We start from the raw sequence: 25,985 nt of genomic DNA, 5'->3' as shown, positions 1-25,985 counted from the left end.
CGCCTGACGCAGCCCGGGAGTCTTGCATGTCTGAATCGACCTTCGACCCACGCGCCTTTCGCCGGGCCCTGGGCAACTTTGCCACGGGCGTGACCGTGGTCACCGCCGCCGACGCCTCCGGCCGCAAGGTGGGCGTTACCGCCAACAGCTTCAACTCGGTGTCCCTGGACCCACCGCTGGTGCTGTGGAGCATCGACAAACGCTCCAGCAGTCATGGGGTGTTCGAGGAGGCCAGCCACTTCGCGGTCAACGTGCTGGCGGCGGACCAGATCGACCTGTCGAACAATTTTGCCCGGCCCAAGGACGACCGCTTCGCCGAGATCGCCTATGCACCGGGGGAGGGCGGGGCGCCGGTGTTCGCCGATTGTGCGGCACGTTTTCACTGCGAGAAATACCAGCAGGTGGATGGCGGCGATCACTGGATCATGATCGGCAAGGTGGTGGCCTTCGACGATTTCGGGCGCTCGCCGCTGCTCTACCACCAGGGCGCCTACTCCATGGTCCTGCCCCACACGCGCATGACCAGGCGCGACGAAAGCCAGCCGCCGAGCAGCCACTTCCAGGGGCGCCTGAGCCATAACCTGTATTACCTGATGACCCAGGCGGTACGCGCCTACCAGTCCAGCTACCAGCCCCGGCAACTGTCCACCGGCCTGCGCACCAACGAGGCGCGGATGCTGATGGTGCTGGAGAACGACGCCTGCCTGAGCGCTGGCGACCTGCTGCGTGAAGTGGCGATGCCGGTGCGGGAAATCGACGACGCCGTGGCCAACCTCAAGCGCAAGGGGTTGGTCGACGACGATGAACACGGCGTGCGCCTGACCGCGGCGGGTATCGAGCAGACCGAAGACCTCTGGGCCATTGCACGGGAACAGCAGGAGAAGGTGTTCGCCGAGTTCAGCCAGGACCAGATCGACACCTTCAAGACGGTGTTGAAGGGACTGATCAGCCACTGCTGACTGGCCAAAATCCGATGCCGGCAACGGCATCGGATTTTTTTGCGTCACGCTCAGCGGGCTTCGGCCAACTCATCGACTACGCGCAACTGAAACGCCGCCAGCGCCGCGTTCGGTTGCTGCAACTGCACAAACTCCAGCATGGGGTCGCCGACCTGTGTCCTGACGCCCACCAATTCCTCAATGGTCGCCAGCCCGCAAAACGGTACATAGGCTTCGGAGTAGCCGCCTTCGTGCACCAGCACCAGGCGGCCCTGGCACAGGCTTTCGGCTGCTTGGCGTACAAGACGGGTCATGTGCCGGAACGAGTCACTGTGCAACAGCATGCGCGCCAGTGGGTCGACCGCGTTGGCGTCGTAGCCGCAGGCAACAATGATCAATTCCGGCTCGAAGCGCTCCAGCGCCGGAATCACGATACGCTCCATCGCGTGCAGATACGCCTCATGACCGCTGCCTGGGGGCAGCGGGATATTGATATTCGCGCCCAGCCCCGCGCCGCGCCCGCGATCGGCTTCACCGCTGTAACCTGCCGGGAAACAGCCGTCCTGATGCAGGGAAATCGTCAGCACGTCGCCGCGTTCTTCGAAGATCGATTGGGTGCCGTTGCCGTGGTGCACGTCCCAGTCGATCACCGCGACGTTGCCCAGGCCACGCCGTGCTTTTGCAGCTTCGATGGCGATGGCGATGTTGGCCAGGAAGCAGAATCCCATGGCGTTGTCGGCGAGGCAGTGGTGGCCGGGTGGGCGTGACAGAGAATAGGCATTGTCGACTTCGCCGCACAGCACCGCATCCACTGCCGCCATGGCCAGCCCGGCGGAGAGCCTGGCTATTTCATAACTGCCTGGCCCGATGGGCGCGTGGGGCCCCAATTCGCCGCCCCCGGCATCGCTCATCGCCTTGAAGCGTTGCAGGTAGTTGGGCGTGTGCACCCGCAGTAGGTCTTCAGCGGTGGCCGCGTTGGCACTGCGCACCTGTAAGTGGCGGGTCAGGCCGGAAACGTCCAGCAGGCTCTTCAAGCGACGCTTGGTTTCCGGTGACTCGGCGTGGCCGGCGGCGGCAGGCGGCTGCACCCACCCGCCCACCGGTAAGGTCAAGGCGTGCAACCCGGCGCTGTGCCAGAGGCTGAGTTCGTCGAAGAAAAATGCACTTTTTCGGCTCATCGTCTTTCCATTTTCGTTGGGGTAAAAGGGCCTGTCAGGCATTTGGGCGGCTGCCCAGTATCAACACCAGGGACAGCACGGTGATGCACGCCCCTGCGATCAGCAGTGATTGGAAGCCGCCGCTGGCTTCGATCATCCGGCCAGCCACGGTCGGGCCGATGGCCAGGCCGCCACCGATCACCAGATTGGAGGTGTTCATCAATTTTCCGGAGCGGTCGAGGTCGGCCAGGCAGGCCAGGACCAGCGGCAGGATGAAGGTCCAGGTGAACTTGAAAAGCAGCGCCGCCAAGGCAAAACGCAGCATGTCGGGCTGGCCCAGCAGCAACAGCACGGCGCCTGCCATCAACGCGTACCCCAGCAGTAACAGCAACAGGCGTGGCAGACGGTCGCCGATCAGCGAGGCACAACCGGCCCCGACGATGCCCATCACCGTGGCGAGCGCCAGAATCTCGCCACTGGCCTCGGCAGAGAGGCCGGCATGGCTGCTGATGGAACCGATAAAGGTCCAGACACCGCTCAGGCTGACGTAGAAACTCAGCAGGCCCAGAATGCCCAGTGCGGCTTTCCACCGGGAGGCGAGGGCGATGCGCTCGGCGGCTTTTTCAGGCGCCGGGCTGCCCTGGGGAAAGTGCCGTGCCAGGGGCAGAAAGAGCGTCATCAAGGCGGCGAGGATCAGGTAGCAGGCTGACAGCCCGTAGTGCTCGAACAGCCGGGGCAGGATGCTCAGGCCGATCGCCCCGACCACCAGTTGCCCCATCACCCATAACCCGTAGACACGCCCGGGATTGGCCGTGGAGGCCGCACTGGACAGGCAGATGATCATCAACGAGCCACCGGCCAGGGCGCTGCAAAAGCGCAGTGCCAGGAGTATCGGGTAGTCGCGGGCCAGCATTGAAAGCAGGTTGGCGGCGATGAACAGCAACCCGGCCAGCAAGGCGGCGCGGCGCCAGTCGACACGCTTGAGCCACCACAGTGCGGGCAGGGTGGCCAGGCTCATGGCGCCGAGTTCGGTGGAGAACAGGTCCCCGATCTGTGACGGGCTCAACTGCCATTGCGTCGCCAGTTGCGCAGCCACGGCCGGTGCGGTCATGAGAATGGTCGGGGTGATGGCAGCGAACAGCACGATGGCGGCCAGCAATGCCAATGGGGATGAGGCGTGGGCGCGTTCATCGGTCAGCGGTTGGGTCTGGGTGTTCATGGGCAAGCTCCGATGAGGGGATTCAGAACACATGGACCAGGCGCAGCAGCGCGTCGGTACCGTGATAGCCGTTGTCGGTGGCGACGTTCTGCGAGAGGCCGAACATCAACTGGTTCTGTTTATCCAGCCAGTGACCAACCTCGAAGCCCACTTGGGTGTAGCGCTTGTGGGTGTTGTCGATGCGCTGGTCATTGATCCGCAATTCGCCGCCATCGGCGTGGATCAGTCGCAGTGCGCCGTAGGTGCTGGGTGTGAAGTCGTAGGAGGCAAAGGCTTGCAGGCGGTACAGCGGGTCCTGTTTCAGGTCGCTGCCGAAGTAGTTGTCGTTCTTGCCGTAGAGCTGGGCTTCGAGGTTGGCTTCCAGCACCCACTTTTCGCCGATGCCCTGGGTGTAGTTGTAGACAAAGGTGGTGCCCCAGCGATTGGCACCGGGCGATACATCGGGATTGTTACCGTGGTATTCGCCCACAGGCAGGGTGATCAGGGTCAGTAGGCCGCTGTAGGTGCGCGAGGCCGGATCGTTGATGAAAAACACCGTGCCGCCGACCTGGGGATCACCGAAACCGCTTTCTGCGCTGTGCTGGCCGGCACCCGGCAGGCGGGCGTTGATGTCGGCGAAAGGCACGATGAACTGTGGGGTACAGAGGGTGCCGCAGAGGTCGGTGAAGAACACTTGGCGGTACGCCACGGCGTTGACCTTCAGGTCGGCCTTGCCGGTGCTGTCGGCCGGGCCATGGAAGTCACTGGCGCGGCTTGCCGGCAGGTACAGCACGCCCAGGCTGGTGCCCGAGGGGGCGCCGAAAAAGTCCCGGGCGTTGAGGTCGGCCGCACTGGCGTGCAGGCTCGACAGGCCGCCGAGCAGGGCCAGTGTGGTGGTGCGGGTGAAGGTGTGGATCATGGGCATGGCATCTCTTCTTTGAGGTGTTGTGTGGCGAACGGCTCGCCCGTGGGTGGCAGGGGGGACAAAAAAAGCGCACAGGTGTCCCGTGGCCGTCAAAACGACAGCGAAAAAGTCAGCGCGGGTCAGTGGTGCCGATCAATCAGGCGGGGCGTGCAGCAGGTGGGCGATTCGGGCTTTGTCCTTGACCCCGAGTTTGCTGTAGATGGCGCGGATGTGATGGCGCACGGTATTGGGCGACATGCCCAGGTCGCGGGCGACTTCCTTGTAGGTCTTGCCTTCGCCGAAACCCTGGGCCACCGCATTCTCCCGAGGGCTCAGTTGCATCAGCACCGTACGGCTGCGGGCCGCCAGCAGGAGCAGGTCGCCGACCGTCGAGGCCTCGACCTGCAGGTGCTTGCCGTCATAGCCCTCGGCGTCCATCGCGACCGGCAGGCAAGGGCCGGTCCAGTCCGGCCATTCGCTCAGCAGCAAGTCGACGAAGCCACGTTCCGTACAGTGCAGGGTGCCGCGCTGGTCGCACACGGCAAGTGCGAGATTGCGCGGGTGGGTGAGGGCTTCGCGCATGGCGACCAGGGTACGAATCTGATTGGCCGAGACCGCCGCCACCAGGTGCCGCATGAGGTTGTTCAGCAGCAGGCAGTCCTGCTCGGTAAAGCGTGGGGCGTCGGGCGCACGGTAGAGCGTGAGGTGATCGCTGAGGTGGGTTTGCGGGTCGATGTACACCACGCACAGTAACTCACCGATCGCGTAGCACGAGCCGAGCCAGTTGAGCCCCGGGCCGTTGGCGGGGTTGCGCATGTCGACGATGACCGCTTGCCCCGGCACGTCGTTGACCCTGGCAATGGTCACATCGATATGGCGAATCGATTGCCAATCGGCCAGGTAGCTGCGGGGCAGGTTGTAGAGGTAGGCGCTGTGTTCTTCGGGCAGGCCGTCAATCAGCGCAGCCCGGCCCCACCAGGCGCTGTCGAAGGGCAGCAACTGGCGGATGCAGCTCAGCGCCGCTTCGTGGAAGTGTTCTATGTCTTTGTCCTGCGCCAGGCGTTGGAGCTCCAGTGTCATCGCGCTGAATGCCTCCAGCAGGCTGGCGTGACCATGATCATGACGGCTCATTCGTATGTACCTCTGTGCGACATTCTTATTGTTTTCGTCACGAAGTCATTAAGGGCCGGAACGTCGTTTGGACGTGGGCAGGGCCTGGGGACAAGTATCGACGGGTTGAAAGCCGATCACCATCCTACAGATGCACGATAGCGCCCGACGCAGGGCTTTTTGGATGGCAGCCACGCGCAAAGGCCTTGCAGGCTCGTACAAGCAATCACGCTCGGTTTGCGATCAGATCCGGGGTTTCGACTCGATCAGAAAGGGCCAGGCCGATGTTCTTCAAGAAAAAACAGCCGATGCAGGACCTTGCCGCCGTCCTCAAGCAACTGCTGGCGGGGGAGGTGTTGGGAACCCAGGCACTGCACGCTTATCCGTCGGTGCAGGCCGACCTGGAGCAACTCGCCACACAACGTGCGCAGGCTACGCGGCAGTTGCTGTTGCTCGAGGAATCAGCCCGCGATCAGGCTGCCGAAGGGGCGCGCAGCGAACAGGCACTTGCCGTGCTTCGCCGGCAATTGGAGCAGGCCGGGCAGCGTGAACAGGCGCTGGAAGCCGAGTTGCGTGAGCATGCGCAGCGCGCCCTTGCGCATCAACACGAGACGCAGATCTGGGAGCTGCTGCTCTGCACCATGACCGAAGGCTGCTGGGACATCACCGTGGTCAACGGTGACGTGCAGGATCCCGCCAGCCGCATGCGGATTTTCAATCAGTTCCGCCTGCTCCTGGGCTACGCGCCCCATGAGCTGCCCGACGGCTGGGACGCGCAGGTCAGCATCACCCACCCCGATGACCTGCCGAAGATCATGGCGATCTTCGACCGGGAAATCCTTGCGCCCCAGGGCAGCGGTGAGTACGTGTTTGAATACCGGATGCGCCACAAGACCCGTGACTACATCTGGTGCCGCGAGCGTGGGCGAGCGGTGCGCGATGCCCAGGGGCGTTTGACGCGGGTGATCGGCGCGGTACGCGATATCAGCGATGAGCAGTCGGCGAAGACCACCCATCAACAGCTGCTCGCACACAATCAGGCCACCTACGGCCAGATCGCCACGGTGGTGAGTGTGATCAAGGGCATTGCCGACCAGACCAACCTGCTGGCCTTGAACGCCGCCATTGAGGCGGCCAGGGCCGGCGAGGTCGGGCGCGGGTTCTCGGTGGTGGCCGATGAGGTGCGCAAGCTGGCGGAAAACACCCGTCAGGCGACCCATCAGATCCAGACGATGCTGCACCAGCACGAACGTTAGGACGGAGCTGCGTCGCGCAGCTCCTGAAACGGGGTCAGAAGGGCACGGCCACGGTCAGCTGGCTGTAGAGGTTGGTGCCGTTGCCACCCACCTGGTTACCACCGGTGTCGGCATCCTTCTTGGGTTGGTAGATGCCCACCAGCGGGCTGATGATCAGGTGGCTGTTGACCGCCCATTCGGCGTACAGGTCCAGCTCCCGGGCGTCGAGGTTCAGCGCGTCGTGTTTGCGCAGGGTATTGAAGTCGAAGTACAGCGCGCCGACCGTCAGGTTCTCCAGGGGCGTCGCCTTGAGGCCGACGTGATGGATGCCGGTATTGCTGTTGAACGGGCCGGCATAGTTGGAGGCGACTTCACCCTGGAACCAGGTGCCGTAGCCGGTGCTGAGCCCGGTGAACAGCGGGTCCCATTTTTGCGAATAGCGGGTGTAGCGGTAGGTCACTTTTGGCGACCAACCGACATCGGCAAAGGTGTAGCCGGCCTCGGCGTACCAGGCTTTTTCCGGCCCCGCGTCCTTGTCTTGCCAGGCGTATTCGAAGGCGAAGCTGGCGTTGTCGATACCGGCGCTGCCTTCGCCGCGCACGCTGTAAGTGTCCAGGCCCTCACGCTGTTTCTGGAAGTCGCTGGCCCACTGGTCGGTGACGTTCATGCCGTGGACCCAGGTCAGCCCCAGCGTTCCGGCGGCGGCCGTGTAGTCGAGGGTGCCCGCCGCCAGTTCGGTTTCGGCCTGGGCGCGGTTGTCCGACTTGAGCCACAGCGCCGAGCCGTGCAGGCCCTCTTGCCCGCCCAGGCGCAGCACCGCCGTGCGGTCGAAGGCGTGGCGTGCCGCCAGGTAATAGGCGCCGCCACGGTTCAGTGCACCGTCAGCCGGGCCTTTGCCGAGGTTGGGTCCGTCGTCGTTGATCAGGAAACCCCGGCCGATCTTGACCACCTGGCGCCCGACGGAAAAATCCACACCGTCCTTGCCCAGCGCCGGGAACAGGTCGGCCGAGCGCCATCCCAGGTAGGCGTCTTCGATTTTGGTGGTGCGTTCGCTGCCATCGGTGTTGCCCGCCGCATCGCCATCGCCCCAGGTGCCGGAGCTGACCCAATTGAGCGCGCCATACGCGGTGCCGTGCCCGGCCAGGCCCTGGTCGCCGCTCACCCCGTACTTGATGAAACCCTCGCGCCAGGTCGAGCCGCCCGCTGTGCCGTCGTAGTTGTGACGGCTGTTGAACAGGCCGTAGACCGCCAGGAAGTCCGCATTCAGGTGGGTGTCCTCGTCGGCGTACAGCTCATAGGCCTGGGCCGGTGAATGGCCGATCAACAGCGCGATACCCAGGCCGACGGCCAAGGATTGCGTGCGTATTTTCAAGGTGTGCTCCATTGTTATAGTCCCCAGCTTGGTTAAGTCGAGGGCGCATTAAGATGACCCCAGGCGGAGGAAGTCTTTCACCTGCGTGCCACGTAATTGATCCTGCCCGCCAAGCCGTATGCCTTGGCAGGCAGCAACAAAAGCCACGGCAGACATGGGCAAGACGCTCGGTGCTCGGGAAGTGCACAGTGATTTTGCGCACGATGCCGTTTCGATCAGGGACTGGCTGGGGAGGGCTTTATCGCCGGCTCCTTGAACGGCTCGATGCATCCACTCAGAAATCCGCTTTCGAGGATCCGCACCATGTCGATCAATGACCGGCTCACACAGCATTTGAAACGCGGCAGCGTCGGGTTTCCGACCGCGCTGGCCAGCACCATCGGCCTGATCATGGCCAGCCCGGTGATTCTCACCGCGACCATGGGCTTCGGTATCGGCGGCAGCGCCTTCGCGGTGGCCATGCTGATTGCGGTGGTAATGATGCTGGCCCAGGCGACCACCTTCGCCGAGGCCGCCTCGATCCTGCCGACCACCGGCTCGGTCTACGACTACATCAATTGCGGCATGGGCCGTTTCTTTGCGATCACCGGCACCCTGTCGGCGTACCTGATCGTGCACGTGTTCGCCGGCACGGCCGAGACGATTCTGTCCGGGGTCATGGCCCTGGTGAACTTCGAACACCTCAACACCCTGGCGGAGTCCGCCGGCGGCTCCTGGTTGCTGGGGGTGGGGTTTGTCGTGGTGTTCGGTGTTCTCAATGCCTTTGGCGTCAGCGCCTTCGGCAGGGCCGAGATCATCCTGACCTTCGGCATGTGGACCACCCTGATGGTGTTCGGCGTGCTCGGCCTGATCGCGGCCCCGGCGGTGCAACTGGAGGGCTGGTTCGGCGTGTCGCTGGTGGGGACCGACCTGGTCACCATTCTGTCGCTGGTGGGCATGGCCATGTTCATGTTCGTCGGTTGCGAGTTCGTCACGCCGCTGGCCCCGGACCTGCGCAACTCGGCCAAGGTCATGCCCAAGGCCATGATTTTCGGTTTGTTGAGCGTAGCCACCTGCATGTTCATCTATGGCGCGGCGATGAAGCGCCAGGTGGAAAACGTGGTGCTGGATGCCGCCACCGGCGTGCACCTGCTCGACACGCCCATGGCGATCCCACGCTTTGCCCAGCAGGTCATGGGCGATATTGGCCCGCTGTGGCTGGGGATCGGTTTCCTGTTCGCCGGTGCCGCCACCATCAACACGCTGATGGCGGGCGTGCCGAGGATTCTCTACGGCATGGCGGTGGACGGCGCGTTGCCCAAGGTCTTCACATATTTGCACCCGCGCTTCAAGACGCCGCTGCTGTGCATCCTGGTGGCGATGCTGATTCCGTGCCTGTATGCCCTGTGGCTGGGCGGCAACACCGATAACATCATGCACCTGGTGCTGGCGGCGGTGTGTGCGTGGAGTTTCTCTTATCTGCTGGTGACGCTGTCGGTGGTGATTCTGCGCATTCGCCGTCCGGACCTGCCACGGGCCTATCGCTCGCCGTTCTTTCCGTTGCCACAGATTCTTTCCAGCGTCGGCATCTTGCTGGGCATGTGGTTCATTACCCCGCCGGGCATGAACCCTGCGGACATTTATGTGCCGTTCGGGGTGATGCTCGGGATCACGGCTTCATACGCGCTGTTCTGGACACTGGTGGTACAGAAGGTCAATCCATTCAAGCCGGCTTCGGTAGAAGAAGTGCTGGCCAAGGAGTTTTCCCATGAGCCTGGCAACCCTCACAACCCTTATCTCGAGCAGGCTGCAAAAGCTGTCTGAGCTGTTCAGCGCCCAACGGGCCCCGTCCGGTTACCGGCCTGGGGTCACGCTTGAGTACGTGCGGCGCAACCTCGGGCTGGCGAGTTTCACCTCGACGGGGCCAGCCCAGGCAAGGTTTTGCCTGGACGACATCGGCCTTCAGGTCGACGTGGCCGAGCGCACCGAAGCGCAATTGCTGATGCACCTGGTGATGACCGAATTCAGGTTCACGGTGCCTGCCTCAGAGCAGGGCAGCGCGCGTTTTGAACTGCACCACAGCGGGTCGATCCGGCGCACGGGGCTGGCCTGTCGGCAACGGGCGGGAGCGTCGGATTTGCTGGCCAGGCTCCAGGCGGCCTTGAACGATGACCCCGGCCTGCATCAAGCGTTGATGGGGCTGGACTTCAAGCGCCTGCACCTCGATTTGAGCGGGCAGCAATGGCACGTACGGCTTGAACACATGGGCGGCAGCGAGGTGGTCAACCGCATGCCGGCGTTCCGGCGCTACATCCCCTTGAGCGGCGCGCAACGTGCTGGGCTGTTGACGGTGCTGGCGGGTTTGCAGCGGGTATTGGGCGCGCGCTGAGTCGAGGAATTGGCATCATTAGTGCTTCTACAGTCGGTATCACGGACTTGTTGCGCCTATATAGATAACATGTTAACTATTAGCCAACAAAAACAAGAAACCATTGTGGAGATGCCATGAGCACCTATCAGTCTGCGCACTATGGGTTGGAAACCTGGACTCGGGATCTGCGAGCGGCCTGCGGCCATTTCGATACGGAACTGGCCTTCAACCGCTCACTGTTCATCGGTGAGGTGTCCAAGCACTCCCGGGGCGGCCTGTCACTGGCCAACCTGCGCACCAACGCCGGCCTGATCAAACGCGAGCGGCCCAATGCCGATCACGATATGGACCAGCATTGCTTCCTGGTCAGCCAGCGCAGTGGCTATTGCCAGATCACCCAGAACGGCCAGGTCATTCAATTGGCCCCCGGCGATATGCTGCTGATGGACTCCACGGGTTCGATCGAGATCAGCCCCTTTGGCCTTATCGAACATGCCTCGCTGTCACTCTCGCGCAACGAAGTGTGCAAGCAACTGGGCAGCGCCTCGAAAACCTTCGGCAAGATCTCTTCGAGCAAGGCCTGCGGGCGCATGCTCCACGTGTTGATGGACCAGCTGTGCCGCGAGGGCCTGGAGGGGCAGGATTCGATTGAAGAGGCCGAGGCGCTGCAAGCGGCGTTTGTTTCGCTGCTCGGTTCAGCCTTCGAACTGCATGACGCCCCAGGCGACAGCGCCGTGTCCTTGCAGGGCAGCAACCTGCGCAGTTATGTGCAGAAAGTCATCGACGAGTCCCTGACCCAACCCGGCCTCAGTCCGGTAGGCCTGGCCAGCCGCCTGAACATCTCGGTGCGGCATTTGTACCGCTTGTTTGAAGAGCAGGACGACAGCGTCTGCCGCTACATCCAGCGTGCGCGGCTCAAACGCAGCGCGGACGATCTGACCAACCCGTTCCTCAAGAGCGAGTCGATCACCTCGATTGCCTACAAGTGGGGCTTCACCGATTCCGCGCACTTCAGCCGCTCGTTCAAGAAGCAATTCGAGCTGTCGCCCAAGGATTTTCGTTCCACTCATCTGCAGCAAGCGGTGGGTGCGGCGTAGGGAATCGATGGATCAATGAAACCGCTCACCCTGTCGGCCCATAACATTTGCGCAGTCGCGGTCGAACACTTTGCCGCCTACGGCTACGACGCTTCATCGCTGAACGAAATCGCGGTCGGGGCGGGCATGCGCAAGGCCTCGCTGTACGCGCACTTTGTCAGCAAGGACGCGCTGTTTCAGACGGTCTTCGAGATTGCCCTGGCCCATGAACATCAGTACATCGCGCAGTGCTTCAAGGAAGAGGCCGGGCACCCCGGCGTGCCTGGGCAATTGCACCTTGAGCGGTTGCGCGGGCGCTATGCAGGGTCGGCGCACCTGCGCTTCCTGTTGCGCACGGCCTACTTTCCGCCGGCGGATATTCGCAGCGTGATTACGGCAGGATTTGAGGGGTACCTGGCGAGCATTCGCGAGGATTTCCAGCGTGCCGCGCAAGGGCGGTACCGGATGGTACGGCCCGAGGCGCTCGAGGTGTTTTGTGACGCTTACCTGGGTATCGTCGACAGCCTGCATGTGGAGCTGATCTATTCGACGCCCCAGGGTTACGTCAAGCGGCTTGCGGCGTTGTCGCGGGTGTTCAGTGATTCACTGTCGCTGCTTGAAGGGGCGAGCGCTATTCAACGGATACACCGCCCCTTCCACATTTGATCCGGTTTACGTCCCGACAGAGGTCATTTCACCTCAGGCAGCGTCGACCCGCCGTCCACCACGATGGTCTGCCCGGTGATGTAGGTCGCCAGGTCGGAGGCCAGGAACAGCATGGCCCCGGCAATATCCTGAGCGGCGCCGAGGCGTCCCAGGGGCACGCGGCTGGCGATGTCGGCATTGACCTGGCTGTCGCCCAGGTTATCCATGGCCGGCGTGGCAATCATCCCTGGCTCGACGCCGTTGACGCGCACCTGGTAAGGCGCCAGCTCCAGTGCGGCATTGCGGATAAAACCGTTGACCCCGGCCTTGGACGCCGCGTAGTGGCTGAGCCCCGCATAGGCGACCCGTGGCCCGGTGACCGATGAGGTGACCAGCACGCAGCCACCGCCTTGGCGTTGAAACATCGGCAAGGCGGCCTGGGACAGCCAGAACAGGGCCGAGAGATTCACCGCCAGCGTGCGTTCAAGAACGGCCGGGGTGATCTGCGCGAACGCTGTCAGCGGAAAGTAGCCGGCGTTGTGCACCAGGATATCCAGGCGGCCCCAGTCCTGTTCTATAGCCTTGATGCCTTCGAACACCGCCGTCGCCTCGGCCAGGTCCAGTGCGATGGCTTCGACCCGGCAGCCGCGCGCACGCAAGCCCTCGGCCAATGCCTGGGCTTGTGCCAGGCGCAGGTCGGCGATCATGACGCGGGCGCCACGCCAGGCGAACGCCTCGACGATGGCCTGGCCGATACCCTGGGCGCCGCCGGTGACCAGCACGGTCTTGCCGCTGAAATCCAAGTCTTCAGGCATGTGCACGCTCCATATGGACGTAAGCCAGCGTGGGTACATCGACAATGCTCGAACCGCCATCGGCGACCACGCTGGCGCCGGTGATGATCGCGGCATCCGGGCTGGCCAGGAAGCGGCACACCTTGGCGATTTCCTCGGCGCTGGCGGGGCGCCGCAACGGCACGTCGGCGCATACGCGGGCATAGGCTTGCGGCAGGGTGTCGCCGTGGAAGCTCATCAGCGGCTGCATTTCCTCGTCGGCCATGGGCGTGGTAACCCAGCCGGGACACACCGCGTTCACCCGCACGCCGCGTGGGCCGTAATCCCGCGCCAGGGAGCGATTGAGCCCGAGCAGCGCATGCTTGGCGGTGGTGTAGCCGCATACGTCGGGTCCGGCGGCCAGCGAGGCGATGGAACCGAGCAGCACGATATTGCCGGCGCTTTCGATCAGCAGCGGCAGGCAGGCGCGAGCGCTGTAGAACGCGCTGTCCAGGTTGCTGCGCAAGGCCGCCTCCCAGGTGTGTGGGCTGGTCTGGGTGGCGCTGCCCACGCCATGCCCGCCGGCGCAGGCCAGCAGCACATCGAGGCGGCCGTAGCGCTGAGCAATCTGCGCAACGAAACCCTCCCAGGTGGCCGGGCAGGCCGCATCGCCGACCAGCATCAGGCCGCCGGTGTCTTGCGCAACCTGCTCCAGCGGCTCGCGGCGACGGCCGATGAGCACCAGGTTGGCGCCTTCGGCGGCGTATAAGCGCGCGCAGGCGGCACCGATGCCCGTGCCGGCACCGGTGATGACAACGGTGCGTGGATCAGGCATCGGGATACTCCGTGCGGTTGAGCACTTGGCAGTAGGAGCTGATCGGAAAGTTCGACAGCTCATCGAACGACGCGCCGGCATAGCCGAAGATCTTGCCGTCGCTGCGGTGCTGTTGCAGGTCGATCAGCACCAGGCCGAGGGTCGGGATGATTTTTTCGCGCCAGACGAACAGGTACAGCTGATCGGCGATCTTGTAGTAGTGGCAGCGATCTGTATCGCACAGGCCTTGCTCCACGCCCTTGAGGCATTGCCAGGCATAGAACTGATCGTTCAGGTAGATGTGCTCGTAGACTTCGCTGGGGCTGTAGCGATACAGGTTGCGCAGGCCGGTCAGTTCCTGGGTGGGCGCGTGGGGGCATTGGCCCGGCTGCCAGGGTTGATCCAGGCTGCCGTGCAGGAAGTCCACGTCCACCGAGGTCAGGGCCTTGCCGGCCAGGGCGCGGCTGTAGAGGCCTTGCTCGGTTTGTTCGCGGTCCGGCATGCGCCCGATCACGGCGGTGAACGACGACGTGGTGGTGTCCAGCACCAGGCTGATCGACCAAGCCTGGCCGGCTTCATGCTTGATGAAGTCGACCAGGTACAGGCCCGGGCGGACCGAGGTGGCGCGGTAGGCGGCCGAACCGCTGGAGTGACCGTCGGCGGCGTGCCAGTGCAACTGCTCGGTGTCGAAGCGATGCTCGATCTGCCAGCCGTTGGCGAAGTGCAGGGTGAAGGCCTTGCCGTTGAGGTCGGCCAGGTTGGGCAGGATAAACGCGTCGGGGGCAAACCCGTCGGCGAGAGCGCCTACGGTGATCCAGTCGGATGAAGTGGTCATTGCATGGCTCCGGTTGAGGGAATGGACACCCCGGATCATGCGGTTGGCAACCTGGCGCGCCTATCAACCAAAGGGTTGAGGCAACTTAAAGAAACAGCGCGGCGACCAGTTCGGTACGGCTGCTCACACCGGTTTTGCGAAACAGGTGGATCAAGTGCGTCTTGATGGTCGGCAGGCCGACATCCAGCTCCAGGGCCAGTTGCTTGTTGCTCGCACCCTGACGCAATAACCAGGCAATCTGGCGTTCCTTGGGCGTGAGCCCGGCCAATGCATCGTCGCAGGGCTGCATATTGGCCACGGCCATTTGCAGCAACGCCTGCAAGGCATTGAGCTGAGCCAGTTGGTCGGGGGTAAACACCCCTTGCTCCGCCGTGCGCAGCAAGGAGATGGCCGCCTGGGGCTGGTCCGCGCGATGGGCGACGATCTCCACCACATCGACCACACCATAGCGTTGCAGGAAGTCTTGATAGCGGCGGCTGTCACGCAGGGGCTGGCGGGCCATGGCGAACCCCAGCGGCACCACCGCCAGCCCGCTGGACAGGCAATTGCGCGGTTGCAACGGGTCGAATTGGCGGTAGTTGTCGAGGTAGTCGCGGTGCATCTCACCGCTCATGCCTTGCAGCCTGAAATCACGGGCCTGCAGCTGGCGGTCGACACAATAGAACGCTGCCTGGCTGGCGGGCACCAGTTGAGTGAAAGCCTGCAGGCAATGGCCGGCGACTTCCTGAGCGGGGATGGCGTGCATGGTCAGTCACCTGCGCCGGAACAAACGCTGCCGGCCGAAGCCGGCAGAGGGGAGCGATCAGACTACCGCGAAATAGTGCTTCACAAAACTCTCGCTCACCACCTCCCACAGCACCGGCGTGCCCTGGGTCACGAACCAGCTGTCGCCCGCCTTGTAACGGGTGCTCTGGCCAGTACTTTCGTCGGTCAGCACCACTTCGCCGGTGACCACCGTGGCTTGTTCGGCGAACGGGTAGACCATGCGGAACTTGCCTTGGGTGGTGCCGAAATAGGCGCTGCTGACGGCGTCGGTCGGGGCGCCGAAGGTCATTTTGCCAAAGGCTTTGACTTCGCCTTCGAGGATCTCGGAGCCGAGGTCGGCAACGGTGCCCCAGGCATCGAGGTCCGATAATTGGATGTCTTTCTTCAGGGGGGTAACGGGCATGGCAGTTCTCCTGTGAATGAAACAGCGGGGCTCAACGGCGACCGTTGAAGTAGCCCGAAAGTTGATGAAGGCTTTTGCCGGCCGTGAGCAGCAGCGGGCGGATATGGTCCTTGCCCAGGATCTGCGCATGCTTGACCGCGCTGATCAGGTCGTAGCGCGACGAGCCTTCGCTCATGCCTTCGGCCAGGACCTTGCAGATGATGTGGCTGGGCGTGACCCCGAAGCCGGCGTAGCCCTGCACGTAAAAGGCATTCGGGCGCCCGCTGAGCGTGCCGATCTGCGGGAACAGGTTGGCCCCGGTCGCCATCGGCCCGCCCCACGCCAGGTCGATCTTCACGTCCTTGAGGTAGGGGAAAATCTTCAGCATCAGGTTGCGGTTCCAGGCCTTGAGGTCCAGCGGGATGTGCTCGACGAAAGGCGTGGCGGCACCGAACAGCAAACGGTTTTCGTTGGTGACCCGGTAGTAGTCGATCACCGGGCGGATATCGCTGTAGGCGCCGCGAATCGGGCTGATGCGGTTGATCAGCTCGTCGGATAGCGGTTCGGTCATCAACTGGAAGGCATAGGTATTGACGGTGGTCTTGTGCAGTTCCGGTTCCAGCTTGTTGAGGAAGCTGTCGCAGGCCCACAGCAACTTGGAGGCCTTGACCGAGCCTCGGCCGGTGCGCACGGTGATGCGTTCGCCATAACTGACTTCCAGGGCCGGGCTGTGCTCAAAGATGCGCACGCCGTGGCCGGCCAGGGCCTTGGCTTCGCCCAGCAGCAGGTTCAGCGAGTGCACGTGCCCGCCGCCCATGTGCAGCAGCGCGCTGGTGTAGGCGTCGGAACCGATGATCTGCTTGACCTCGGATCCCGCCATAAAGCGGATTTCGTCCTTGGTGTTGATTGACTTGAAGTCCTTCTCCCAGGCGCGCAGGGTTTTTTCCTGGCGGGCGTTGAAGCCCATGTAGCCGTAGCCGTGGCAGAAGTCGGCGTCGATCGCGTACTTGGCGATGCGATCCTTGATGATGCCGGCGCCCAGCTCGCTGATTTCAAAGATCTGGCGCAGGCCTTCGTCGCCGACCTGGTTCTTGATTTTCTCCAGGTCATGGCCGATCCCCGCCATGATCTGCCCGCCATTGCGACCCGTGCCGCCGAAACCCAGGTAGCGCGCTTCGAGCACCACAATGTTGGTGATGCCTTTTTCGGCCAGTTCCAATGCGGTGTTGATGCCGGAGAAACCGCCGCCAATCACCACCACATCGGCTTCCACGTCCTGTTCGAGGGTGGGGAAACTGAGGTTGTATTTCTTGGTTGCCGAGTAGTAGGTCGGCGTTTCGATATTGATCATGGCGCAGCCTGGAAAAGTGAAGGGAAACTCACTGCAGAGCCGACACGAAGCTCTGTGCCTGTTGGGGTGTATTAGGTGCCTTCCGCGCGGTAGGTGTCTTGATTCTGTGTGCCGCCGCTCTTGACCGTGGCTGCCAATCATCCACCCTGAATCCGGCCGCGCGGTAAAGCCGCACACGGGCAACAATCGCCAATGCTAGAATGTTGTTAATCTGTTAACTAATTGCGACGCCGCCATCCATGTCCAAACCGCGCCAATCCCTGACCCTCACTTTGCTCCATGCGCGTGAAGCCGCCATGGGGTTTTTTCGCCCTTCGCTCAATCAACACGGGCTGACCGAGCAGCAATGGCGGGTCATTCGGATCCTCAGCCAGCATGAGGAGCTTGAGATCAACCGCCTGGCCGAGCTGGCGTGCATCCTCAAGCCGAGCATGACCGGGGTGCTGGTGCGCATGGAAGCGGCAGGCATGGTGGAGCGGCGCAAGGCGCAACAGGACCAACGCCGCGTGCTGGTGCGGCTGGCCGAGAAGGGGCAAGCCTGTTTCGACTCCATGAGCCAGAGCATGGAAGCCAATTACCAGCGCTTGCAGGCGGGGTTTGGCGAAGAGAAGTTGCAGACCTTGCTGACCTTGCTCAACGAACTGAAAACCCTCAAGCGCTAGTTGAGCTAGCCCCACAGCTGCCGAGCGCAAGCGAGGCTGCGTCAGTAGACGCCGCCGGCTGTGACGGCAGGCGCCGGTGAGTCCTTGAAGGCCGCCGCCAGGCTTTGCAGCCCGCGCATCAGCACGGTGGTGTCCACGCCCACCGCCACGAACGCCGCGCCCAGTTCGATGTAGCGCCGCGCCAGTGCCTGGTCGGCGCTGAGAATGCCGGCGGCTTTGCCGGCGTTGCGGATGCGCGCGATGGCGTCTTCGATGGCGGCCTGCACCTCGGGGTGGCCGGGGTTGCCGCGATGGCCCATCGAGGCGCTCAGGTCCGCCGGCCCGATAAACACCCCGTCGACGCCTTCCACCGCCGCAATCGCCTCCAGGTTGGCCAGGCCCTCGCGGTTTTCGATCTGCACCAGCAGGCACATCTGCTCATCGGCGTGGTCGAGGTAACCGGCAATGCTGTTCCAGCGTGAAGCCCTGGCCAGCGCACTGCCGACGCCGCGCACGCCCTTGGGCGGATAGTGGATGGCGTTCACCAGCGTACGCGCCTGTTCTGCGCTCTCCACCATGGGCACCAGCAAGGTCTGTACGCCAATGTCGAGCACTTGCTTGATCAACGCGGTGTCGCCGATCACCGGGCGAATCACCGGCTGGCTGGGGTAGGGCGCCACGGCCTGGAGCTGGCCGAGCAGGCCGCGCAGGTCGTTGGGCGCATGTTCGCCGTCGATCAGCAGCCAATCGAAACCGGCATTGGCGGCCAGTTCCGCGCAATAGGCATCGGCCAGGCCCAGCCATAGGCCGATCTGGGCTTCACCGCTGCGCAGGCGACGTTTGAAGGTGTTGATAGGCATGTCCATGAGCACTCTCCCGTTAAACGAATCGGCAGGCAATCGAACCCAGCATGTCGTAGTCGACATGGAAGGTATCGCCAGGGTTGGCCGCCACCGGGCGGGTGAAGGAGCCACCCAGGATGATTTGTCCGGGTTGCAGGGTGACGTCATAGGCGGCCAGTTTATTCGCGAGCCAGGCCACGCCCTTGGCCGGGTGATTGAGCACGGCGGCGGAGACGCCGGACTCTTCGATCACGCCATTGCGGTAGAGCACCGCGGGCACCTTGCGCAAGTCGATCTCGGTGGGCCGCACGGCCCGCCCGCCCATGACCACGCCGGCGTTGGCGGCGTTGTCTGAGATGGTGTCGAACACCTTGCGGGTCGCCTTGGTGTGCGGGTCGACCTGCTGGATGCGCGCATCGATGATCTCCAGCGCGGGGATCACCCATTCAGTGGCGTCGAGCACGTCGAACACCGTCACGTTCGGGCCTTTCAGCGGTTTGCCCAGGATAAACGCCAGCTCCACCTCGACGCGCGGCACGATAAAGCGCTCGAAGGGGATGTCGGTGCCTTCATCGAAGAACATGTCGTCCAGCAACGCGCCGTAATCCGGCTCGGTGATATTGGACGAGACCTGCATGGCCCGGGAGGTCAGGCCGATCTTGTGGCCGACCAGCTTGCGCCCGTCCCTGATTTTCTGTTCCACCCAGGCGCGCTGGATGGCGTAGGCGTCTTCGAGGGTGATCGCCGGGTGATCGAGGGAAAACTGACGCACCTGTTCGCGTGAACGTTCGGCCTGGTCGAGGCGCGCGGCGGCTTGCAAAATGAGCGATTGATCAAGCATGGCAAGAGTCTCTTATTGAGGGTTGACGATGGCCGCCCGGGTGCGCAGCACCAGCAGGCCACCGAGAGCAATCAGCAGCGCCAGGACGTACAGGGCCAGGCTGGCGCTCTGGGTGGTGTCGCGCATCCAGCCGATCAGGTAGGGCGCGAAGAATGACGCGATGCTGCCGAACGAGCTGATCAGGGCGATCCCGGCGGCCTGGGTGTTATTGGAGAGGAACGCGGGAGGCAGTTGCCAGAACATCGGCAACGCCGCGCTGGCGCCCATGCCGGCGACGATCAGGCCACCCAGCACCACGGCCGGGTTGGCGGGGGCGAGCCCGGCGATGGCAATGCCCACGGCCGACATCAGCAAGGGCACGCACAGGTGCCAGCGGCGTTCACGCTGGCGGTCGGACGAGCGCCCGCAGCCGATCATGAAAAAACACCCGGCCAGGTACGGCACCGCACTGAGCAGGCCGACCTTGCCGTCGCTGCCGATGCCGGCGCCGTGGATCAGCGTCGGCATCCAGAATGCCAGGGTGTTGACCGCCAGCATCACCGCGAAGTACACCGCCACCAGCAGCCACACCTGTGGGTTGCTGAGAATGGCGGAAAACGAGGTGAGGGATTTGCGGTGTTCTTCCCGGTGCAGTTGCTCGCGCAGGTGTTGCTTCTGTTCCGGCGCCAGCCACTTGACCGTCTCGAAGCTGTCCGGTAGGCACTTGAGCACCACCAGCCCGAGCAGAATCACGGGGGCGCCTTCGATGACGAACATCCATTGCCAGCCGCGCAGGCCGCCCAGGTCGTGGAAGTGTTCAAGGATGCCGCCGGACAGCGGGCCGCCGATTACCCCGGCCATCGGCACCGCGATGGCAAACAGGGCGGTGACTTGCGCGCGACGCCCGGCCGGGTACCAGCGGTTCAGAAACACCAGGATGCCCGGGAAGAAACCGGCCTCGGCCACCCCCAGCAAAAAGCGCAGCACATAGAAGCCCATGGCGCTGTCGATCAGGAACATGCAGGTCGACAGCACGCCCCACACCACCATCAGCGTGGCAATCCACCGCCTTGGGCCGACACGGTCCAGGGCCATGTTGCTGGGGACGCCGAACAGCGCGTAGGCCACGAAGAACAGGCCGGCGCCGAAGCCATAGACCGTGTCGCTGAAGTTCAAGTCCGCGCTCATCTGCATCTTGGCGAAGCCGATGTTGATGCGGTCGAGATGGGCGAAGAGGTAGCAGACCAGCAACAGCGGCATCAGCCGCCAGGTGATGGTGCTGTGAGTACGGTCGCGTGCGACCTGGCCGAGGTTGTCGGCGGTATGGGCTGTGCTCATGGTCTTATACTTTTTATCTGAGAGGCCGAGGGTGTGAACGGGCAGGGCGCCTTAACCGACCTGCGCCTTGAGGAACGCATGCACGTTGTTCTGCTTGAAATTGAGCTGCTCGTGCAGTTCGAGAATTTCAAACGACAAGGCCAGCAGGCGCTGGGCCTGAAGCGCGGCGAAGTGCTCGGTGATGACCTCGAACAGGCGCTCGGCGACTTGCTGGCGGGTGGCCAGGTCGCGGCCATGGCCGACCTTCAACGTCATGTGCACGAACGCGTAGTCATGCTTGCCGTCGGCCATGCGCCAGGTGTCCAGGCGCACGCCACGGCTGCGGATGCCGCCCAGGGGAAACACGCCGCTGTCGCCCAGGCTGGCGTGGACTTTTTCAAACAGGCCCGGCAGGTCTGCCTGCTGTTCGATGTTGTCGGTGTATTCAGCGATGAAGTGGGGCATGAACGGCTCCTTCAGGCCGCGCGGGGATGCCGCGCGGCCATGCGGTCAAACAGGGAAAATGGCGTTGATCTGCCCGGTGCCCGAGCTGCCGAAGGGTTCGGTGATGATCTCGGCCGGCTTGTCGTAGTCCGGCCCGCCGAGCAAACCGAGAAGCATGGCGGTGTCGTGCATCTTGCCTTCGCCAAAGCAATGCTCGGCGTAGTCCGGGAGCATGGCGCAGAACTCTTTCCAGCGGCCCTGGCGCCACAGTTCCACCACATGCAGGTCGACCTGTTTGTCGAATTCGCGCGTCCAGTTATGGATATTGGCTTCGGCATTGCGGTCGTCGGAGAAGCGGTGCGACAGCGAACCCGAGGCCAGCACCACGACTTTGCGATCGCTCTTCTCGATGGCCCGGCGCACGGCGGCGCCGAAGGTGAAGCTGTCTTGCAGGCGATGCCAGGCACACCAGGCGGCAATCGAAACGACGTTGAAGCTCTGCTCGTCCGGTACGCCCATGTGCATGTAGCGCATCGGCACCAGGGTGCCGTACTCCAGCTCCAGGCTCGGGATGTTGTGGGCCAGGGTACGCACGTCGGCGGCGTTGGCCTCGGCGGCGATCAGTTCGCCCAGCTCCGGGCAGCCGGGGTATTCGTAGGCCATGTTCTTGATGAAGTGCGGCAGTTCGTTACTGGTGTAGATGCCCTTGAAGTGCTCGCCGCTGTTGACGTGATAGGCGCTGTTGACCAGCCAGTGCACGTCGAACACCACGGCGGTATCGGCGCCCAGCTCGCGGGCGCGCCGACCGATTTCCTTGTGCCCGGCAATCGCCGCTTCGCGGCAGCCGTGGTGCTTGCCAGGCAGCTCCGACAAATACATCGAGGGTACGTGGCAGATTTTCGCCGCCAGGACGACTTCGCCCATGATGATGCTCCTGAAATTGTTGTTGTTGTCATCGGGGGACTGGTGTTGCTCAGACGCCCCAACGTGGAATGTGATGGCTGCCCATCGAGATACACACGTTCTTGATCTCGGCGAACACTTCGAAGCTGTACTGGCCGCCTTCACGGCCGGTGCCGGAGCCCTTCACGCCGCCGAACGGTTGGCGCAGGTCGCGCACGTTCTGGCTGTTGATGAACACCATGCCCGCTTCGATGCCATAGGCCAGACGATGCGCCTTGCCGATGTCCTGGGTCCAGATGTAAGACGCCAGGCCGTACTCGGTGGCGTTGGCCAGTTGCAAGGCTTCGGCTTCGTCTTTGAACGGAATCAGGCACACCACGGGGCCGAAGATCTCTTCCTGGGCGATACGCATGGAGTTGTTCACGTCAGCGAACACCGTGGGCTGGATGAACTGGCCCTTGCTCAGATGCGCCGCCAGGTTGGCCGGGCGCTCGAGGCCACCGGCGAGGAGAGTGGCGCCTTCTTCGAGACCGATCTTGATGTAGCCGGTGACCTTGTCGTAGTGGGCCTGAGTGATCATCGAGCCGACCTGGGTCTTCGGGTCTTGCGGGTCGCCGACGATCAGGCGTTTGGCGCGCGCGGCAAACTCGGCGACGAACTGCGGGTACACGCTTTCCTGGATAAAGATCCGGCTGCCGGCGGTGCAGCGTTCGCCGTTGAGCGAGAAGATGGTGAACAGCGCGGCGTCGAGGGCGCGTTCCAGGTCGGCATCTTCGAAGATCAGCACCGGCGACTTGCCGCCCAGTTCCATGGAGTACTTCTTCAGCCCGGCGGTCTGCATGATTTTCTTGCCGGTGGCAGTGCCGCCGGTGAAGGAAATCGCGCGGACATCGGGGTGACGCACCAGGGCATCGCCGGCGGTCGCGCCGTAACCCTGGATGACATTGAGCACGCCTTTTGGAATCCCGGCCTCCACCGCCAGGCGCCCCAGTTCGTTGGCGGTCAGCGGCGACAGCTCGGACATTTTCAGCACCGCGGTATTGCCCAGGGCCAGGCACGGCGCGGTTTTCCAGGTGGCGGTCATGAACGGCACGTTCCACGGCGACACCAGCGCGCAGACACCCACCGGCTGATACAGGGTGTAGTTGAGCATCTGGTCATCGACCGGGTAGCTGTGGCCGTCCATGCGCGTGCAGACTTCGGCGAAAAAATCGAAGTTGTGCGAGGCGCGGGGAATCAACACGTTTTTGGTCTGGTGAATCGGCAGGCCGGTGTCGAGGGTTTCCAGTTCGGCCAGGTGCGGCACGTTCTGTTCGATCAGTTCGCCGAGCTTGCGCATCAAGCGCGCCCGTTCCTTGGTCGGGGTGCCGGCCCATTTCGGGAAGGCTTCCTTGGCCGCCGCCACGGCTTGCGCGACTTCCTCGGCGCCGCCGCTGGCGACTTCTCCGATGGCTTCGCCGGTGGCCGGGTTGTAGTTGACGAACACGTCTTTGCTTTCGACCTCACGGCCGTTGATCCAATGTTTGATCATGCTGCTCAAGCCTCTTTACGGGCGCTGAAGAACGCCGCTTCGCTGACAATTCGGTTAACCAGGCGGCCTACGCCTTCGACTTCCACAATCACTTCATCGCCCGGCACGACGTCCGCCAGGCCTTCGGGCGTGCCGGTGGCGATCATGTCGCCGGGTTGCAGGGTCATGAAGCTGGACAGGTATTCGATCAGGTAGGGAATGTCGAAAATCATGTCCCTGGTGCTGCCTTCCTGGCGCAACTCGCCGTTGATCCAGGTGCGCAGTTTCAGGTTGCTCGGGTCCGGCACATCGGCCACATCGACGATCCATGGGCCGACGGGCGTGGTGGCGTCGCGGTTTTTCACGCGCAGGTTGGGCCGGTAGTAGTTTTCCAGGTAGTCGCGAATCGCGTAGTCGTTGCACACCGTGTAGCCCGCCAGGTAATCCAGGGCGTCTTCGCGCTTGACGTTGCGCGCCGGCTTGCCGATGACGGCCACCAGCTCGCACTCGTAGTGCATGTAGGCGACGTTATCCGGGCGCCAGGTCACCTGGTTGTGGCCGGTGTAGGTGCCCACGGACTTGATGAAGGCCAGGGGTTCGGTCGGCGGCTTGAACGCCAGTTCAGCGGCGTGGTCGGCATAGTTCAGGCCCAGGGCGAACATGCTGCCGGTGGCCGGTGGCAGCCATTGCACCTGGTCTTCGGCCAGCAGGCGGCCGTCGGCCAGGCGCACGGCGTTTTCAGCTTCGACCTGTACCGAATGGACTTCACCTTCAAAGCGAATACGGGCGTGTTTCATGGGAGCTCCTCTGCCTTGATGTGGTTGACCAGGCGGCCGAGGCCACTGATCTCGACCTCCACGGTGTCGCCTGGCTGCACATCCACCCGGCCTTCGGGCGTGCCGGTGATCAGCACATCGCCCGCGTGCAGGGTCATGAATTCGCTGATCTCGGCGATCAGCAATGGAATATTGCGCACGAAGTTGGCCGTGGTGTTGTGCTGGCGAACCTCGCCGTTGACGTACAGCGTGATCGCGAGATTGTGCGGGTTCGACACCTGTGCGGTGGGTATCAGCTCGGGCCCGATGGCGCAGAACCCATCGCGGCATTTGGCTTTGACGGCGGGGCGGTAGTAGCTGTCTTCCGGCAGGCTGAACTCATTGACGAGGGTGTAGCCGGCCACGTAGTCGAGGGCTTCGGCCGCGCTGACGCGACTGGCGCTCTTGCCCATCACCACCCCCAATGCCGGCCCAGGTTGCAGGCGCTCGCCCTGGCCGGGATGCACCACCTCGGCGCCGTGCTGGTTGCGGGTGTTGGGCGTCTTGATGAACAGCACCGGCTTGACCGGCGGTTTCTGGTACGGCGGCTGTTCGAATTCGGCGAGGCGCTGCTTGAGCAACCCCTGGTAGTTCAGCGCGACACCGAAAAGGGTGCCGGTCGCGATGTCATGCAAGGCACGGCTCATGGGTTCTCCTGGCAGGGCCATGGCGGCCTTGCATTTAGTTAATGTGTTAACAGTTATAATTAAGATGTTAACTATCGTCAAGGGTGTAGACTGTCCACGGGGTGCTTGCAGGGTGAGCACCGCTGCATCAGGGCAATCACAATAAAAACGAGTAGCGTGCGATGAGCGACCGTCAACCCATCCCGAACATCAACATTGGCCAGGTGTACGACCAGCGCTACAGCGACGCCGAAGTCCATTACGACAAGCTGGCCAACCTGGCGGATTTCTTCGGGCGCAACATGCCCGTTCACCGGCATGACCGGTTCTTCCAGGTTCACTACGTAAAAAGCGGCACCGTGCGCGTGTACCTGGACGACCAGCAATACGTCGAGTCCGGGCCGATGTTCTTCCTCACGCCACCCACGGTGCCGCACTCGTTTGTGACCGAGGCCGACAGTGACGGGCATGTGCTGACGGTGCGTCAGCAACTGGTGTGGCAACTGATCGAAGCCGACGCCAGCCTGGCGCCGGCCGGTGTGCAATTGCCGGCCGCGTGTGTCGCCCTGACGCAGTTGGCGCCGCAATACGCGGGCGATATCCGCCGCCTGGATTATCTGTTCGAGGAACTGCGCGAAGAGGTAAAAGCCCAGCGTTCCGGGCGCAGCGCAGCCCTGGACAGCCTGACGCGGTTGATCATGATCAGCCTGTTGCGGCTGTGTTCGAACTCGTTGAAAGCCACGCCCGCCCGCCACGAAGACTTGAAAATCTTCCACCGCTTCAACGAGCTGATCGAAGCGCACTACCAGCAACACTGGCCGTTGTCGCGGTATGCTCAGGGCATTGGGGTGACAGAAGCACGGCTCAATGATGTGTGCCGGCGCATTGCCGACTTGCCGTCCAAGCGCCTGATCCTGGAGCGCCTGATGCAGGAAGCCAAGCGCCTGCTGCTGTTTACCGGCAGCTCGGCCAACGAGATCTGCTATCAGCTGGGGTTCAAGGACCCGGCCTATTTCAGTCGTTTTTTCCAGCGTTACGCCCAGCTCACTCCGGGGGAGTACCGCCAGCGCCAATCGGGATTGCGTTGAGCCAGGCATAAGATAGGTCTTGTTGATCTTGTGCGGATCATCATGAGCATCGCCGCGGTGCAACAGAATGGCTT

Annotated in this window: 26 protein-coding genes and 2 pseudogenes; 9 read left to right on the top strand and 19 right to left on the bottom strand. The window is 63.2% G+C overall.

From position 1 onward, the window contains the following. The first annotated feature begins 26 nt into the window (after positions 1-26). Positions 27-959 carry a p-hydroxyphenylacetate 3-hydroxylase reductase component gene (locus tag BLQ09_RS30060; RefSeq protein WP_092359673.1) on the top strand — a complete coding sequence of 311 codons (933 nt, stop codon included), beginning with the start codon at positions 27-29 and terminating at the stop codon, positions 957-959. A gap of 50 nt (positions 960-1,009) precedes the next feature. Here BLQ09_RS30060 and BLQ09_RS30055 read toward each other — a convergent pair whose 3' ends face one another. The 4 genes from BLQ09_RS30055 to BLQ09_RS30040 form a co-directional block, all read right to left on the bottom strand. Continuing rightward, positions 1,010-2,116, bottom strand: coding sequence for a class II histone deacetylase (locus BLQ09_RS30055; RefSeq protein WP_092359671.1), 1,107 nt, complete (start codon positions 2,114-2,116; stop codon positions 1,010-1,012). A 34-nt stretch (positions 2,117-2,150) separates the two neighbouring features. Next, the gene (locus BLQ09_RS30050) at positions 2,151-3,314 is read right to left on the bottom strand and encodes an MFS transporter (protein WP_092359669.1); all 1,164 of its coding nucleotides are present in this window, start codon (positions 3,312-3,314) and stop codon (positions 2,151-2,153) included. 22 nt (positions 3,315-3,336) lie between these two features. Continuing rightward, entirely contained in the window at positions 3,337-4,218 is an 882-nt protein-coding gene (locus BLQ09_RS30045; protein WP_092359667.1) for a transporter, read from the bottom strand. Between the two features lie 132 nt (positions 4,219-4,350). Next, positions 4,351-5,328, bottom strand: coding sequence for a helix-turn-helix transcriptional regulator (locus tag BLQ09_RS30040; protein WP_092359664.1), 978 nt, complete (start codon positions 5,326-5,328; stop codon positions 4,351-4,353). Here BLQ09_RS30040 and BLQ09_RS31780 point away from each other — a divergent pair. Continuing rightward, positions 5,286-6,254 (top strand): annotated as a pseudogene (locus tag BLQ09_RS31780) (PAS domain-containing protein); the annotation flags it as partial. The gene BLQ09_RS30040 and the pseudogene BLQ09_RS31780 overlap by 43 nt on opposite strands. Then, positions 6,240-6,551 (top strand): annotated as a pseudogene (locus BLQ09_RS32095) (methyl-accepting chemotaxis protein); the annotation flags it as partial. The pseudogenes BLQ09_RS31780 and BLQ09_RS32095, both read left to right, overlap by 15 nt. Before the next feature lie 46 nt (positions 6,552-6,597). On the opposite strand, the gene BLQ09_RS30030 reads toward BLQ09_RS32095, so the two are convergent. After that, entirely contained in the window at positions 6,598-7,926 is a 1,329-nt protein-coding gene (locus BLQ09_RS30030; RefSeq protein ID WP_092359662.1) for an alginate export family protein, read from the bottom strand. A gap of 291 nt (positions 7,927-8,217) precedes the next feature. Here BLQ09_RS30030 and BLQ09_RS30025 point away from each other — a divergent pair, with 291 nt between their 5' ends. From BLQ09_RS30025 to BLQ09_RS30010, 4 genes are all read left to right on the top strand, one after another. Continuing rightward, on the top strand, positions 8,218-9,717 hold the full coding sequence (locus BLQ09_RS30025) for an APC family permease (RefSeq protein WP_092359660.1): 1,500 nt from the start codon (positions 8,218-8,220) through the stop codon (positions 9,715-9,717). Next, the gene (locus tag BLQ09_RS30020; RefSeq protein WP_092359658.1) at positions 9,662-10,282 is read left to right on the top strand and encodes a DUF3156 family protein; all 621 of its coding nucleotides are present in this window, start codon (positions 9,662-9,664) and stop codon (positions 10,280-10,282) included. The genes BLQ09_RS30025 and BLQ09_RS30020 overlap by 56 nt, the downstream gene beginning before the upstream one ends. Before the next feature lie 116 nt (positions 10,283-10,398). Next, positions 10,399-11,361, top strand: a complete 963-nt coding sequence (gene feaR, locus BLQ09_RS30015; protein ID WP_090402384.1) for a transcriptional regulator FeaR — start codon at positions 10,399-10,401, stop codon at positions 11,359-11,361. 15 nt (positions 11,362-11,376) lie between these two features. Then, on the top strand, positions 11,377-12,006 hold the full coding sequence (locus BLQ09_RS30010) for a TetR/AcrR family transcriptional regulator (protein ID WP_092359656.1): 630 nt from the start codon (positions 11,377-11,379) through the stop codon (positions 12,004-12,006). A 23-nt stretch (positions 12,007-12,029) separates the two neighbouring features. Here the strand turns inward: BLQ09_RS30010 and BLQ09_RS30005 are convergent, their stop codons facing one another. The 6 genes from BLQ09_RS30005 to BLQ09_RS29980 form a co-directional block, all read right to left on the bottom strand. Continuing rightward, the gene (locus BLQ09_RS30005; RefSeq protein ID WP_027603481.1) at positions 12,030-12,800 is read right to left on the bottom strand and encodes an SDR family oxidoreductase; all 771 of its coding nucleotides are present in this window, start codon (positions 12,798-12,800) and stop codon (positions 12,030-12,032) included. After that, positions 12,793-13,593, bottom strand: coding sequence for an SDR family NAD(P)-dependent oxidoreductase (locus BLQ09_RS30000; protein WP_092359654.1), 801 nt, complete (start codon positions 13,591-13,593; stop codon positions 12,793-12,795). The genes BLQ09_RS30005 and BLQ09_RS30000 overlap by 8 nt, the downstream gene beginning before the upstream one ends. Continuing rightward, positions 13,586-14,407, bottom strand: coding sequence for a molybdenum cofactor biosynthesis F family protein (locus tag BLQ09_RS29995; RefSeq protein WP_092359652.1), 822 nt, complete (start codon positions 14,405-14,407; stop codon positions 13,586-13,588). Before BLQ09_RS29995 ends, BLQ09_RS30000 begins: the two co-directional genes overlap by 8 nt. 85 nt (positions 14,408-14,492) lie before the next feature. Continuing rightward, entirely contained in the window at positions 14,493-15,152 is a 660-nt protein-coding gene (locus BLQ09_RS29990) for a response regulator transcription factor (RefSeq protein WP_065923952.1), read from the bottom strand. A gap of 57 nt (positions 15,153-15,209) precedes the next feature. Continuing rightward, positions 15,210-15,575 (bottom strand): cupin domain-containing protein, encoded by a 366-nt coding sequence (locus BLQ09_RS29985; RefSeq protein WP_027603485.1) that lies wholly within the window; start codon positions 15,573-15,575, stop codon positions 15,210-15,212. A 31-nt stretch (positions 15,576-15,606) separates the two neighbouring features. Then, positions 15,607-16,905, bottom strand: coding sequence for an NAD(P)/FAD-dependent oxidoreductase (locus BLQ09_RS29980; RefSeq protein ID WP_027603486.1), 1,299 nt, complete (start codon positions 16,903-16,905; stop codon positions 15,607-15,609). 239 nt (positions 16,906-17,144) lie between these two features. Here BLQ09_RS29980 and hpaR point away from each other — a divergent pair, with 239 nt between their 5' ends. Continuing rightward, complete coding sequence (gene hpaR, locus BLQ09_RS29975; RefSeq protein ID WP_027603487.1) at positions 17,145-17,567, top strand: homoprotocatechuate degradation operon regulator HpaR; 423 nt, start codon at positions 17,145-17,147, stop codon at positions 17,565-17,567. Between the two features lie 41 nt (positions 17,568-17,608). Here hpaR and hpaI read toward each other — a convergent pair whose 3' ends face one another. From hpaI to BLQ09_RS29935, 8 genes are read right to left on the bottom strand one after another with little or no spacing between them, the layout of a single operon-like run. Beyond that, positions 17,609-18,412 (bottom strand): 4-hydroxy-2-oxoheptanedioate aldolase, encoded by an 804-nt coding sequence (hpaI, locus tag BLQ09_RS29970; RefSeq protein WP_027603488.1) that lies wholly within the window; start codon positions 18,410-18,412, stop codon positions 17,609-17,611. 13 nt (positions 18,413-18,425) lie between these two features. After that, on the bottom strand, positions 18,426-19,229 hold the full coding sequence (gene hpaH, locus BLQ09_RS29965) for a 2-oxo-hept-4-ene-1,7-dioate hydratase (RefSeq protein ID WP_027603489.1): 804 nt from the start codon (positions 19,227-19,229) through the stop codon (positions 18,426-18,428). Between the two features lie 12 nt (positions 19,230-19,241). Further along, on the bottom strand, positions 19,242-20,546 hold the full coding sequence (locus BLQ09_RS29960; protein ID WP_092359650.1) for an MFS transporter: 1,305 nt from the start codon (positions 20,544-20,546) through the stop codon (positions 19,242-19,244). Between the two features lie 51 nt (positions 20,547-20,597). Further along, positions 20,598-20,990: a tautomerase family protein gene (locus BLQ09_RS29955; RefSeq protein ID WP_092359648.1), complete on the bottom strand. Its 393-nt coding sequence runs from the start codon at positions 20,988-20,990 to the stop codon at positions 20,598-20,600. Between the two features lie 45 nt (positions 20,991-21,035). Beyond that, positions 21,036-21,893 (bottom strand): 3,4-dihydroxyphenylacetate 2,3-dioxygenase, encoded by an 858-nt coding sequence (hpaD, locus tag BLQ09_RS29950; RefSeq protein ID WP_027603492.1) that lies wholly within the window; start codon positions 21,891-21,893, stop codon positions 21,036-21,038. Positions 21,894-21,942: 49 nt separating this feature from the next. Next, positions 21,943-23,403: a 5-carboxymethyl-2-hydroxymuconate semialdehyde dehydrogenase gene (gene hpaE / locus BLQ09_RS29945; protein WP_092359646.1), complete on the bottom strand. Its 1,461-nt coding sequence runs from the start codon at positions 23,401-23,403 to the stop codon at positions 21,943-21,945. Between the two features lie 5 nt (positions 23,404-23,408). Beyond that, a complete protein-coding gene (locus tag BLQ09_RS29940; protein ID WP_027603494.1) occupies positions 23,409-24,179 on the bottom strand; it encodes a fumarylacetoacetate hydrolase family protein in 771 nt (256 codons plus the stop codon). After that, positions 24,176-24,844 (bottom strand): fumarylacetoacetate hydrolase family protein, encoded by a 669-nt coding sequence (locus tag BLQ09_RS29935; protein ID WP_065939659.1) that lies wholly within the window; start codon positions 24,842-24,844, stop codon positions 24,176-24,178. Before BLQ09_RS29935 ends, BLQ09_RS29940 begins: the two co-directional genes overlap by 4 nt. Before the next feature lie 161 nt (positions 24,845-25,005). Here BLQ09_RS29935 and hpaA point away from each other — a divergent pair, with 161 nt between their 5' ends. Next, on the top strand, positions 25,006-25,911 hold the full coding sequence (gene hpaA, locus BLQ09_RS29930; protein ID WP_027603496.1) for a 4-hydroxyphenylacetate catabolism regulatory protein HpaA: 906 nt from the start codon (positions 25,006-25,008) through the stop codon (positions 25,909-25,911). Positions 25,912-25,985 lie beyond the last annotated feature (74 nt).

This window comes from Pseudomonas sp. NFACC25 (assembly GCF_900100935.1).
Lineage (GTDB): Bacteria > Pseudomonadota > Gammaproteobacteria > Pseudomonadales > Pseudomonadaceae > Aquipseudomonas > Aquipseudomonas marginalis.
The sequence above is the reverse complement of the archived record's forward strand: the minus strand, read 5'-3'. Positions and strand labels throughout refer to the sequence as shown.